This is a genomic window from Nibrella saemangeumensis (assembly GCF_039541915.1).
GTDB classification, from domain to species: domain Bacteria; phylum Bacteroidota; class Bacteroidia; order Cytophagales; family Spirosomataceae; genus Nibrella; species Nibrella saemangeumensis.
On record NZ_BAABHD010000022.1, the window covers coordinates 187,943 to 200,742 of the forward strand.

General features: G+C 54.5%; 9 protein-coding genes. 8 read left to right on the plus strand and 1 reads right to left on the minus strand.

Annotation, left to right across the window (positions count from 1 at the left end; genetic code table 11):
- Window positions 1-304 precede the first annotated feature (304 nt).
- Window positions 305-550, plus strand: coding sequence for a hypothetical protein (locus ABD949_RS08755; RefSeq protein WP_345242595.1), 246 nt, complete (start codon window positions 305-307; stop codon window positions 548-550).
- 49 nt (window positions 551-599) lie between these two features.
- A complete protein-coding gene (locus ABD949_RS08760; protein ID WP_345242597.1) occupies window positions 600-752 on the plus strand; it encodes a hypothetical protein in 153 nt (50 codons plus the stop codon).
- 159 nt (window positions 753-911) lie between these two features.
- Here the strand turns inward: ABD949_RS08760 and ABD949_RS08765 are convergent, their stop codons facing one another.
- Window positions 912-1,376 (minus strand): pPIWI_RE_Z domain-containing protein, encoded by a 465-nt coding sequence (locus ABD949_RS08765; protein WP_345242598.1) that lies wholly within the window; start codon window positions 1,374-1,376, stop codon window positions 912-914.
- Between the two features lie 175 nt (window positions 1,377-1,551).
- Between ABD949_RS08765 and ABD949_RS08770 the strand changes: the two genes are divergently transcribed.
- The 6 genes from ABD949_RS08770 to ABD949_RS08795 all read left to right on the plus strand — a co-directional run bounded on the left by ABD949_RS08770 (window position 1,552) and on the right by ABD949_RS08795 (window position 12,781).
- Window positions 1,552-2,580 carry a helix-turn-helix transcriptional regulator gene (locus ABD949_RS08770; RefSeq protein ID WP_345242600.1) on the plus strand — a complete coding sequence of 343 codons (1,029 nt, stop codon included), beginning with the start codon at window positions 1,552-1,554 and terminating at the stop codon, window positions 2,578-2,580.
- A gap of 201 nt (window positions 2,581-2,781) precedes the next feature.
- Window positions 2,782-3,369, plus strand: a complete 588-nt coding sequence (locus ABD949_RS08775; RefSeq protein ID WP_345242602.1) for an RNA polymerase sigma factor — start codon at window positions 2,782-2,784, stop codon at window positions 3,367-3,369.
- 219 nt (window positions 3,370-3,588) lie between these two features.
- Window positions 3,589-4,677 (plus strand): FecR family protein, encoded by a 1,089-nt coding sequence (locus ABD949_RS08780; protein ID WP_345242603.1) that lies wholly within the window; start codon window positions 3,589-3,591, stop codon window positions 4,675-4,677.
- 199 nt (window positions 4,678-4,876) lie between these two features.
- Window positions 4,877-8,323: a TonB-dependent receptor gene (locus tag ABD949_RS08785; protein WP_345242605.1), complete on the plus strand. Its 3,447-nt coding sequence runs from the start codon at window positions 4,877-4,879 to the stop codon at window positions 8,321-8,323.
- Between the two features lie 37 nt (window positions 8,324-8,360).
- On the plus strand, window positions 8,361-9,884 hold the full coding sequence (locus ABD949_RS08790) for a RagB/SusD family nutrient uptake outer membrane protein (RefSeq protein ID WP_345242607.1): 1,524 nt from the start codon (window positions 8,361-8,363) through the stop codon (window positions 9,882-9,884).
- A 194-nt stretch (window positions 9,885-10,078) separates the two neighbouring features.
- Entirely contained in the window at window positions 10,079-12,781 is a 2,703-nt protein-coding gene (locus ABD949_RS08795; RefSeq protein ID WP_345242609.1) for a c-type cytochrome, read from the plus strand.
- The last annotated feature ends 19 nt before the right edge of the window (window positions 12,782-12,800 follow it).

Below are 12,800 nucleotides of genomic sequence, written 5' to 3' on the forward strand. Positions count from 1 at the left end.
TGAATACTCACCTCCGTACTTCCTACCGTAGGGTAGTGGTCGACGGGTTCTTCTTGCTTAGACCGGTTTCTGGCGGGCGATACGCGGGTTCAGGTTCATTTTGAAACCACAGCGGGCTGGATTAACTTTATATACTTGGAATATGTCAATGGCAACAGTACGCAGAACCCGGTCAGACAAAAATACAGGTACAATTCCTGACGAACCCGCCGAACAGACAAATCTCTCGCCGGATGAGTGATGCAACCATCCCTGATAGGAAGCAGTGAAATAGGGAAGACGTTCAATTAACAAATGAATAAGTATGACAACATCAAGCGATACGTTGGAAACCACTGTGCGCGAACTAGGCTACACCGACGTGCGGCAGTTTGCGCGGGTGCAGGCTATGAATCTGTTAAATCGTCGGATACATGAGCACGAGGCTATCGTACAGGCGTTTGAGCGCAAATACCAGACCGACTGGAGCACTTTTCAGGTCGCTCCGAAACGGCATCTGTTGGCCTTATCGAACGCGAATACGACGAGATGGCCTGGGAGGCTACCCTGACCTATCTTGACCACCTACGGCAACGGCGGCAACGGCTTCAGGAAGCAGAATGAGACAGACACTCACGGTATTTGCCGACATCATTACCGAATATGATGTGCTGATAGATATTATCGACAGTGATTTTTATTATTTCTACGTCCGAATTCGACTGACTGATGGCACCCTCTTGTACGCCAGGGAGTATGTAAACTGGAAGTAAACCCGGAAGTACGCGTACAAGTGGCAACAGGCCGATTGCCCGCTGCTCGGCTTTCTGTTTCAGGTGGCTACGGCCGGGCGGCTGTTTGTAATACAGTACGGCAAACCAACACGCTGGTGCCGGTAACCGCCCGACCTGAAACCTTGTAGGTTGCCTACTTCACACCAGCGCTTTTCTGAACAGGCTCAGTCGCTCGTGCAGGCCGAAGCTGCTGACGCCGTTGGTATACTGCCCCTGCACGGTAAACACCCGCAGCCCCGGTCGTAGGTTGGCGTAGATAGTCAGTGCTTTCAGCCAGGTTTCGCGGTTGCGGTACGGTGCCAGCAGGGTCCGGGCGCGGCTCAGGTAGCGGTGCTGCCGGGGTGTCCAGACCGGCCGGTGCCGGTAGGCAATGCCCTCGCCATTGAGCAGGTCGGGCAGCGCTTCGGGCGCAGCAAAGGGCAGCAACTCCACCATCAGAAACAGACCCAGCTCAATATTGAGCAGCCGGTTAGCCTGTTGGCCCGGCAGGTCGTGCCGGAACTGCAGGCGGGTAGCCAGCGGCTCCTGCCAGTGCATCAGCGAGGTAAAGGCTGAGTAGGCAGGGGATGCAGTCGATGCGGAGGAGTGACGTACGGCGTTCATTTGTATTGTTGTTTCTTTGTTCATGACAAAGATTTCCTACCCTTCACGTAATCTTTTTACGTTCTTCTATTTTTCTTCAGAAATTTTCTTTGTTACTTGTCCGCAGACACTGTGGGATCTAAATCTGAGAACAAGCCCTAACGATCTACTGTGAACTGCAAACTGCCAGCCACCCATGCCCATCACCCGTTCCGCCTTTCAGCGTTACCGGCTCATCGATGAAATCATCAGCCGCTACCCGCGCCGATATTCCAAACAGAGGCTGTTTGAACTCCTGCAGGACCAATGCGGTATCCGGTCCGTTTCGTCGCTGGAAAAAGACATTCAGCGGCTGCGCGAAGACCACGACGCGCCCATTGCCTACGACAAACGGAGCAACGGCTACTACTATACCGACCCGCAGTTCCGGCTGCTGAAACTGATGCTTACCCCCGACGATATGGACGCTTTGGAGCAGGCCCGCGAGGTGCTGGCAGCCACGCAGGGAACCTCACTGGCCAATGAACTGGATAACGCCCTGCAGCGGGTCCGGCAGAGCCTCGACATTATCCGGGAGGTGAAAAGCGACGATCAGGCGCAGGGCCTGCCCCGCAAGGTAGTGTACGTCGAAGAGCGCGTTCTGGGCGGCAACCGGCATTATGTGCCAGTGCTGATCCGGGCCATCAGCCAGAACCGCCAGGTGCAGTTCCGGTACAGCAAACACGAAAAGAGCGCGGCCGAACCAGAGCGGCCTAAACTCCGTACGCTGCATCCGATTCTGCTGCGCGAATGGGCGGATAGCTGGTACGTGATCGGCTACGATGCCGCCGGCGGGCGCGAAAAGACCTTTGCCCTGGATCGTATGAGTGATCTTGAGATTACGGATGACCCTTGCGATGTGCCACCGTCGGTGCTGACAAGTGTCAGCGAACTGTTCGAGCATATCTACGGCGTTACCGACAGTAGCGGGCCGGTCGAGGAAATTGTACTGCAGTTTACCCCGCTGTTTGGACGGTACGTCAAGGCTAAGCCCATTCACCAGTCGCAGGAGGTGCTGTGCGACACGGATACCGAGTGTGTGGTACGGCTGCGGCTGGCTCCCAACCGCGACCTGCTGATGCACCTCCGCAGCTATGGCGAACACCTCAAAGTACTACAACCGGCCAGTCTGGTACAGGCCTTCACTGACTCCCTCAGGGCTACCCTAGCGCAGTACAGCGGTTAGGCCGTCAAAGGCTGGGAGAAAAGCTATTTTGTCTGGTAATTTTTATGAAAGCACAGACAGTGCAGGATAGAATGCGGAAAAAACCGCCTTAGTTTGCTTCATTGAAAACTATGATGATGCTACCGGTTCACTAAGGTCAGGCCTGGTGAACTGTATACTGAAAATTAACCCATTCAGTTACACGTTTATCCACCAACGGGTATGCATGATTTTTCGATCCTATCGGAAAAAGAACTGCTGATGTCTCTTCAGCGGGGTAACCCGCAGGCATTTGCCCAAATCTACAAAACGTACTGGTATCCTTTGTATCAGACCGCGCTGGCCCGGTTGAAAAATAGGGAGGTGGCCGAAGAGATTGTACAGGAGTTGTTTATTCAGCTTTGGGAGCGCCGGGAGAACCTGCAAATTGGCAAGCTGGAAAATTACCTGTTCCGGGCGCTCAAATATTCGATTATCGACTTAATCCGGGCGCAAGTGGTGCAGGACCGGTACCTTGACCATTACCAGGCCTTTACTGCGCAGGAGGAGACCACTACCGAGGAAGAGACGACGTACGATACCCTGCGAACCTGCCTGGAGCAGGGCCTGAATACCCTGCCCGAAAAAACGCGTAACATATTCGTGCTCAGCCGGATAGAAGGCTGGCCTGTCAGCCGGATCGCTTCGCATTTTCAGGTCACCGACAAAGCTGTTGAGTATCACCTGACTAAATCCCTGAAAACATTGCGACTATACCTGAAAGGTATCGTGCTGACAGCTCCGTCTTTTTTATGCAGTTACCTGTTCTGAGCAGGTGCCGTTTAAAACAGCTCTATAACTTTCCAAAGAAAGATCGGTGTATCGTTTAAGTTTAATTTGATTTTTCCAATAATTTTTAGTTCGTATTTAGGATTTACCCCAGGTTGCCCGACTTCCTGTTAGAACGGCTTCAGTCGGCCGGCCCGGAAGCTAACGCAGGCCGGGCTGGCTGGAGCAGGTAAATTCCTGAACCCATAACTTTTTTTCGCCATGACCAAGCCTGAGTTTCAGAAGCTGCTGGAACGGTATGTACAGGGTACCTGTACGGCGGAAGAAATCCGGCAGGTTGATCGATGGTATAAGGCTATCGCTGGTGAAACGAACAGTGAACCAGCGAACCTCGATAAACAGGCTGTTCGTGATCGTATGTGGCAGCGGATCAGCCAAACGGTGCAGTTAACAGCCTCTCAGCCTGTGGCTGTAAGCCCCGAACTGGCCTTCGGAAAACGGTATCTGTACTGGGTCGGAATGGCTGCATCGATAGTCTTACTCCTGCTATTGGGCTGGGGCTGGAACCGCATCAACTTCGTTCCCAAAGAGGCAACTGCAGAGCGACCTGCTCAACCCGCTGCGGTATTCAGTAATTCTCAATCGGTTCAGCGCGTTCAGAATACTACGGGCCGAAACCGGTTGCTTACCCTCGAAGACAACAGCACCGTTCTGCTGACGCCCGGCAGCCGGCTTTCGTTTCCGGCTCCGTTTGGCAGCTACCGGCGGGAGGTCGAACTCGTAGGCGATGCTTTCTTTGAAGTTACCAAAAATGCAAAAAAGCCTTTCTTCGTTTATTGCGGTGGGGCCGTAGCGCAGGTGCTGGGTACAAGCTTCTGGGTGAAAACAGAAGGGAAAGCCCGGTGCGAAGCGGTAGAGGTAGAAGTGAAAACCGGTAAGGTGTCGGTGTACGGGCAGAAAAGCCGGCCCAGCGGAAAGCTGTCGGACCCTATGATCTCCAAACTCCAGGGCGTCATTCTGACGCCTAATCAGAAGGTCGTTTTCTTTCCCGACAACAATCACCTGATTCCCGGCCTGGTGGAGAAGCCGGTACTGATTACACCAGCCGACCTGACGCCAACCTTTGTCTACAACGATACTCCACTGACGCAGGTTTTCGGTGGACTGGAGAAAGGCTACGGCATTGAGATCATCCGGGCGACGGAGAACCTGGACAGCTGTTCGTTCAGCGGTGATCTGTCGGATCTGTCCCTCGATGATAAATTAACCTTAATCTGTAAATCCGTGGGGGCCTCTTACGAGGTAAGGGGTACCCGTATCCTGGTCAACGGACCGGGTTGTACTTTATGAATTTTCTTTACCTAACCTGATCCCTAAACGTTAAACCCCGCTGCTGCCGATGGCTTAAAAAAGAACCTACTAAAAAAAACAGCCGACAGTGTACCACCACCGCCGGCTGCCGGATTACTGCCCCTAACAAGTATCATCCTGCCACAGATGCGTTACGGGCATTCTGTCTTTTTTCTCACAAAAAAACATTCCTAACATTATGAACGAGTCGCGACAACTACAATTGTACGCCAAGCTGTACATGCTCATGAAAGTGTCAGTTGTTCAAGTAGCTTTTGCCTGTCTGTTTGTTGCTGTAGGGTTTGCCAGCCCCAGCCGGGGACAGGAAATTATGGACCGTAATATTAGCCTGAGCGTAGAGGGACAAAGTCTGAAGGTGGTGCTGCAAAAAGTGGAGCAGCAGGCCAATGTGAAGTTCGTCTACAGCAAAGAACAGATCAAAACTGACCGGAAGATTACCCTGAAGCTAACCAATCAGCGGCTGGCGGTAGCCCTGGAGCAGTTGCTGCAGCCGCTGCAGATTTCCTATCAGGTTGTTTCAAATCGCATTCTGCTGCAGCACAATACCCCCAGGATTAGCGAGCCAACCAGTTCGTTGGCTCCGTCAGTGGAGCATAACGTGGCCGTAACCGTCAGTGGTAAAGTAACGGATGATGCCGGTCAGGGTCTGCCCGGCGTAAGTGTGGTGCTGAAAGGAACGACCACGGGTACATCGACCAACAGCGCCGGGAATTATACGCTGACGATTCCTGAGGCCAGAGGAACGCTGGTGTTTTCGTCCATCGGGTTCACCACACAGGAAATTCCGGTTGGCCGGCAGACAACCATCAATGTGCAACTGGTAGCCGATACCAAATCGCTGGCCGAGGTAGTGGTGGTGGGTTACGGTAGCCAGGTAAAGAAAGAAGTAACCGGTGCGGTGCAAACGGTGAGTGCCCAGGAGATCAAAGACCTGCCCGTGTCGCAGGTGGGCCAGAAACTACAGGGCCGGCTGGCCGGGGTGCAGATCAACCAGACCACCGGTAAGCCGGGGCAGGGCATCAGCATCCGGATTCGCGGCCAGGTGTCGGTATCCGCCGGGAGCGATCCTCTGTACGTGGTCGATGGTTTTCCGATTACGGGAAACATTGCGCAGCTGAACCCCGATGAGATTGAAGACATTTCGATCCTGAAAGATGCGTCGTCTACCTCGCTTTACGGCTCGCGGGCGGCCAACGGCGTCGTGCTGATCACCACCAAAAAAGGGAAAGTCGGCCGCACCAACATCAGCTTCAATGCCTTCGGCGGGGTGCAGCAGGTGCCCCAGCGGGGTCGCATCAAAATGCTGAATGCCCAGGAGTTTGCGCAGTTCAAGAAAGAGTACTACGAAGATCAGGGTCAGGCGGTACCGGATGAGTTCAAGGACCCGGCAAGCTGGGCCAACAAAGACAACGACTGGTACGATGCCGTTATGCGCGATGCGCCCATTCAGAGCTATAACCTGAGCGTCTCCAACAATACCGAACGCTCGAATACGTCGTTGGTGGCGGGTATCTTCAGCCAGGATGGGGTTGTCATCAACAACAAGTACAAGCGGTATTCGCTGCGGATGAACTCAAACTACAACCTGTCGGATAAGATAACCGTCGGGTTCAACGTAGCGCCCTCCTATGTGTACGACAACACCCCCCGGACCGATGGCGACCGCGGTACGGGCATTCTGTTCAACGCCCTGCATACCTGGCCGGTCATGCCGATCCGCGACGATAAGGGCCAGCTGACGCTGTTTAACCGGTTTCCGGGCAGTACCGGAAATATCTTTGCTTATCCGAACTGGGTGAGAGCCGCCAACGAACTGACCAACGAGACCAAGAACACCAACCTGCTGGCCAATGCGTACGTTCAGTACTCGCCGATCCGGGGCCTCTCGCTGAAGTCGACCATGAACGTGGAATACATGAACTCCCGGTTCTTTTTCTTCAACCCGTCGACGGCTACCAGCGCCATTAACGTGCCCATTCCAACGCTGGCCGTATCGATCCGGCAGAACAGGGAAGACATCTCCTGGCTTAATGAGAACCTGGCGACCTATACCCGCACGTTCAATGACAACCATAATTTTGAACTGCTGGCCGGTTTTACGCAGCAGCGTTTCAGCCAGGAGGTTACCCGGATTCAGGCCGATACCTACGCGGATGACCGGTTGCCAACCATCCAGGGTGCGCTCAATGTAAACCGGGGCGGTACCACCAACGGGGTAAACCAATGGAGTCTGTTGTCTTACCTGTCGCGCTTGACGTATAACTATAAAGGTAAATACCTGTTTACGGCCTCTATCCGGACCGACGGTTCGTCCCGTTTCGGGGCCAACAACCGCTGGGGTACATTCCCGTCGGCTTCCGTCGGGTGGGTGGTTTCCGACGAGGACTTTATGAAGGCCATTACGCCGGTTTCGTTTGCCAAGCTGCGCGCCAGCTACGGGGTCATTGGTAACAACAATATCGGTAACTACACTCAGTACGCCCTGGTGAACAACACGGTCAACGCGGCTTTTGGCGGTACGGTAGCGCCGGGAGCGGTGGTTACCTCCATTGCCAACCCCAACCTGGGCTGGGAGACCACCAGGCAGCTTGACCTGGGCCTGGACCTGGGCTTGCTGAACGATCGCATTCAGTTTACCTACGACTTTTATAACAAACGGACTACCAACCTGCTGTATGCCGTGCAACTGGCGCAGGAGTCGGGTTTTGGCAACTTCAACGACAATATTGGTGAGATTAAGTTCTGGGGTCATGAGTTTGCGCTGAACACCCGCAATACCACCGGTAAGCTGAAGTGGAATACCAACGCCAACATCTCATTCAACCGCAACCAGGTTGTTGCGCTGGCACCGGGCATCGACCGGGTATATGGTACCTTCCACATTACGCAGGTCGGCAAACCCTTTGGCCAGTTCTACGGTATGTTGAAAGAAGGTTATTACATGACCGCCGAAGAGCTCAAAAACTCGCCCATCATCCCGGGTCGTTCGGCGGTAGGGACCATCAAGCTGAGAGATATCAACGGCGACGGCGTGATTACCTACGGCGGTGATTTCGACGACCGGACCATCATCGGGAACCCCTTCCCGAAATTTACCTACGGTATTGTCAACGACCTGCGCTACGGTAACTGGGATCTGTCCGTTACGGGTTCCGGCTCATACGGCAACCAGTTATGGGTTCGTCACCTGTACAGTACGGCTAACCTGGATGCTGTATTCAACATGGTGGCCGGTGTAAAAGACCGCTTCCGGGTCGACAGCAAGGGTAACGTGATTACGCCGGGTGCAGGCCAGTTTGGAGCGACCAACGGTGGTGGTAACTTCACCGGGATCGAGCGCGACTGGAACAGTACCCAGTTCCTGGCCGATGCCTCCTTCTTTACCATTAAAAACATCACGCTGGGTTATACCTTCGGCGCGCTGAACAAATTCTTTAATTCGGCCAGGGTGTTTGCCTCGGCCCAGCAGGTCTATGTATTCACGAAATACTGGGGTGGCCCTAATCCGGAGACCAGTGCCCAGGCTAACGGCGAGGGCGATGGCGGTAACCTGAGCCAGGGAGTTGACTTCTCCAACTACCCGGTGCCGCGGACCTACACCATTGGTGTAAACCTGAATTTTTAATTGCTAATCCATTTTTTCATCCTTATTCGACTACAGAATGAAAAAGAAAATCATACTGGCGAGTCTGATCGGTTTGGCCGTGACGAGTTGCAATAATGATAAGTTCCTGACCGTAATTCCTCAGACTGCGTTAAGTTCAGCCACGTTCTTTACCAAAGAGGCTGATTTTGTGCAGGCCGTGAACGCTACGTATGTACCCCTACGGGCTATGTACAACGAAGCGGCCTGGGCGATGGAGGAGATGCACTCCGATAATACCTATTACGCCCGCAACGTCCTGTTCGGGGCGGTGGAAAACACCCAGAACATCGCCGATTTTGCGATTCTGAACGCCGGTGGCCTCACCGCCAACACGATTGTACTCAATATGTACCGCCTGAATTATCAGATCATCGCCCGGGCCAACCAGGTGCTGTCGGTGATCGATAAAGTAGAGTTTAGTGGCGCTGCTGGTGCCGAATCGAAGAACAACCTGAAAGGACAGGCCCATTTTCTCCGTGGGTTTGCGTACTTCCAGCTGGCCCGGCTATTCGGCAAAGCACCTATGCACCTGACGCCGGTAGCGAACCGCGAAGAAGCGGCATCACCCCTGGCGACGACGGCCGACTTGTACAATCAGGTGGAGAAGGATCTTTTGGAAGGGGTAAAACTGCTGCCGGTAAAATCGAAACAGGAGGCTGGCCGGGCTACATCCGGTGCCGCCAGAACGGCACTGGCCAATCTGTATATGGTTCAGAAGAAGTGGGCTGAGGCCGAAAAACTCCTGGCGGAAATCGTGGCCAGCGGGGAGTACTCGCTCATGGCGGATTATAATGATGCGTTCTCGACTACCTCGGGCAACAAGAACAACCGGGAGTCGGTTTTTGAGGTCCAGTACCTGGAAGGCGCTGCCGGCCTTAATGGAAACCAGATCTACCGGTTTATACCAACGCCGATTACCGCCGAGGAATTAAAGCCCATCACCGGTACGTCGAACCCGCAGGCCATCTCAGGCGAGAACAACAACATTCCGACACCGGACCTTATTGCCGCCTACGAGCCGGGCGACAAGCGTAAAGACATTTCGATCGGTTCCGTCACCCTGAGCCAGAGTTTACGGGAAAACAAAACGTACCCGTATATTAAGAAATATGCCCGGACACACGCGCAGCACAACAACACGGGTCAGAACTGGCCGATTTACCGCTACGCGGAGGTGCTGTTGTTCCTGGCCGAAGCGCTGAATGAGCAGGGTAAGACGGGCGAGGCTGTTCCGTACCTGAATCAGGTGCGGAGCCGGGCCGGGCTGGCCGCCACTACGGCGGCTTCGCAGGCTGCGATGAGAGATGCCATTTATCGGGAGCGTCGCGTAGAACTGGCGTTTGAGAATAAGCGCTGGTATGATCTGGTCCGGACCGGCCGGGTGAAAGACGTCATTACGGCGTACGGGGCCCGCATCAAAGCCAATCCGCAGGATTATTACTTTCCGAAGGGAGCTGTGCCTCCGCCGAACGCCTTTACCAATTTGGAGGATTATTATCCCTTGCCGGCGGTAGAGGCTGCGTTAACTCCGCATTTCTAGAAAATCGTTCAGGCCGGCTTCAACCCGAAGCCGGCCTGTTTTACAGAGTCGTATGAGTGGGGAACCAGCCGGCCTTATGAAAATAAAATTATTTTTTCCGGTTTAAGTGTTATAACTCCCGCCCCTTTACCTTTCTTCTGTAAAGAGTCCTGCACCAAAAAGTTTCTTAAACGCTGTACCCTTCAGACAAACCAATGAAGTCGACCTTTTTAAATCTAAAAATACTGCCGGTTCTGGGTCTGATGACCCTGCTCGGTGCCTGGAACAGTCTGCCGGACGTAAATCAAAACCTGAACTCTCCGCCGGAAACAAAAGTCGATAAACTGAAACTGCCGGCTGGTTTTAAAGCCGAACATCTCTACAGTCCGTCGGAGAGCCAGAACGGTTCCTGGGTGTCGATGACGTTCGACGACAAAGGCCGCATGATTGCCTCCGACCAGTACGGCGCCTTGTTCCGGTTGCAGCTTCCGGCGATTGGCTCCGGTTCGGCGCAGCCCGTTGTTGAAAAGCTGGTTATTGGCAGCGATACCAGCTCGGTAGGTGGTATGGGCTACGCTCAGGGGTTATTGCATGCTTTTAACAGCCTGTATGTGATGGTGAACAACCGGGCCAACAACCGGTTCTCCAAACCCAGTGGTCTGTACCGGTTGCAGGATACCAACGGCGATGATAAATACGATAAAATTACCCTGCTGAAAGAACTGGTGGGCGAAGGCGAACACGGCCCGCACAGCATCCTGTTGTCGCCCGATAAGAAATCGCTGTATGTGATTGCGGGTAACCATACCGATGTACCTAAAATGGATGCGTACCGGTTACCGCCCGTCTGGAAGGAAGATAACCTGTTCCCGCAGATTAAGGACCCCCGCGGCCACGCCAACAACCGGATGGCCCCCGGCGGCTGGATCGCTAATCTGGACCCGGAAGGCAAGCGGTGGGAACTGATCAGCGCCGGCTACCGCAATGCATTCGATATGGCGTTTAACGAAGCCGGTGACCTGTTCGTTTACGATGCTGATATGGAATGGGATTTTGGTCTGCCCTGGTACCGCCCCACCCGCATCACCCACGCTACCAGCGGCAGCGAGTTCGGCTGGCGGACGGGTAACGGCAAGTGGTCGCCGACCTACCCCGACAATCTGCCCGCGATCGTGAACATCGGTCAGGGCTCGCCTACGAACCTGATTTACATAAACCGGGGCCGCTTCCCCGAGAAATACCAGCACACACTGCTGGCCTTCGACTGGAGCTTCGGGATCGTACACGCCATTCACCTGAAGCCGTCCGGCTCAACCTATGCGGGCCAGCACGAAGAATTCCTGTCGGGCCTGTCGCTGCCACTGACCGACGGCACTATTGGTCCCGACGGTGCTTTGTACTTCCTGACGGGCGGCCGCCGGCTGGAGTCTGACCTGTACCGGGTATACTACGACGGACCGGGCAAGACCGTATCAACCACGGCTATGCCGGTGCTGCCGGAGGCCCACAAAATCAGAACCAGCCTGGAGGCCTACCACAGCGGTGGTCCTAAAGCCGGAGCGGTGGCGGCTGCCTGGCCGTACCTGAAGCACCCGGACCGGTTTGTGCAGTACGCAGCCCGCGTCGCCGTTGAGCATCAGCCCGTCAGCGAGTGGAAAGATAAAGCCCTCGCGGAAAAAGACCCACGGGCCGTTTCGCAGGCCATGATCGCCCTGGTACACCACAGCGACTCAAGCGCTACCGCGCAGCGGGATCAGATGCTGACCAACCTGATGGTGCCCACCTTCAAACAGCTTTCTGAGCAGGAGCAGCTGGATATTCTCCGGGCCATGGAACTGATAATTGTTCGGATGGGCCGGCCCACTGCCCAACTGTCGGCGCAGCTGGGTGCCTTCCTGAATCCGAGCTATCCGGCCAAAACAAATAACCTGAACCGAGCTTTGTGTAAAATGCTGGTAGGAATCGAAGACCCGCAGGTGATTGCCAAGACGCTGAACCTGATGGATCAGCCGGCCGACCGCGAAATTGCCGGTGGCGAAACCGCTACGGCATCCAGCGAGCTGATCATGCGTAACCCGCAATACGGTCTGGATATCGCCAAAATGCTGGAAAAAATGCCCCCTGCCCAGCAAACCTGGTATGCAAACATGCTGAGCCGCAAGGCAACCGGCTGGACGCCGGAACAGCGGAACAAATACTTTAGCTGGTTTGCCAACGCCTTCAAGTACCAGGGTGGCCGCAGCTACGTCGGCTTTGTCGACCGCGCTCGCAAGCTGGCACTAGCTCACGTCCCGAAAGACCAATTTGATAAGTATAACAAAATGTCGGGTGCCGAGCTGCTGACCAGTTCAGGAAACGACATTGCCCTCAGCTACGCTCCCAAAGGACCGGGCCGGCGCTGGCAGCTCGACGATGCCGTAGCCGCCGTTGATACGGGCCTGAAAAACCGCGATTTCGAGACGGGTAAGAAAATTTACTCGGCTATCCTGTGCAGCCGTTGCCATGCCATGCGGGGCGAGGGATCGGATATTGGTCCGGACCTGACGCAACTGGGAACCCGGTTCTCCAACAAAGACATTCTGGAGGCCATTATTGATCCGAACAAAGCCGTTTCTGATCAGTACGCGGCTACTACGTTTAAGCTGAAAAATGGCCAGACGGTGGTAGGCCGACTGGTGAACGAAGACAAAACGTCGTACTCGGTTTCACAGAACCCCTTTTCGCCGGAACAGCTGAAGAAGCTGCTGAAGAAAGATGTGGCCGCTACCTCGCTTTCAAACGTATCGATCATGCTGCCTGGACTCATCAATAGCCTGAATGCAAATGAATTGCGCGATTTGATGGCCTATCTGAAATCCGGCGGTAACCAGAATCATGAAGTGTACCGGGCAACGGCCGACGCCGGAAAAGGAAAATAAAGGCACAGCTGCAAAACAG

Coding starts and splice junctions, on each gene's coding strand:
- ABD949_RS08755 (WP_345242595.1), top strand. CDS start 305: ATGACAACATCAAGCGATACGTTGGAAACCACTGTGCGCGAACTAGGC.
- ABD949_RS08760 (WP_345242597.1), top strand. CDS start 600: ATGAGACAGACACTCACGGTATTTGCCGACATCATTACCGAATATGAT.
- ABD949_RS08765 (WP_345242598.1), bottom strand. CDS start 1,376: ATGAACGCCGTACGTCACTCCTCCGCATCGACTGCATCCCCTGCCTAC.
- ABD949_RS08770 (WP_345242600.1), top strand. CDS start 1,552: ATGCCCATCACCCGTTCCGCCTTTCAGCGTTACCGGCTCATCGATGAA.
- ABD949_RS08775 (WP_345242602.1), top strand. CDS start 2,782: ATGCATGATTTTTCGATCCTATCGGAAAAAGAACTGCTGATGTCTCTT.
- ABD949_RS08780 (WP_345242603.1), top strand. CDS start 3,589: ATGACCAAGCCTGAGTTTCAGAAGCTGCTGGAACGGTATGTACAGGGT.
- ABD949_RS08785 (WP_345242605.1), top strand. CDS start 4,877: ATGAACGAGTCGCGACAACTACAATTGTACGCCAAGCTGTACATGCTC.
- ABD949_RS08790 (WP_345242607.1), top strand. CDS start 8,361: ATGAAAAAGAAAATCATACTGGCGAGTCTGATCGGTTTGGCCGTGACG.
- ABD949_RS08795 (WP_345242609.1), top strand. CDS start 10,079: ATGAAGTCGACCTTTTTAAATCTAAAAATACTGCCGGTTCTGGGTCTG.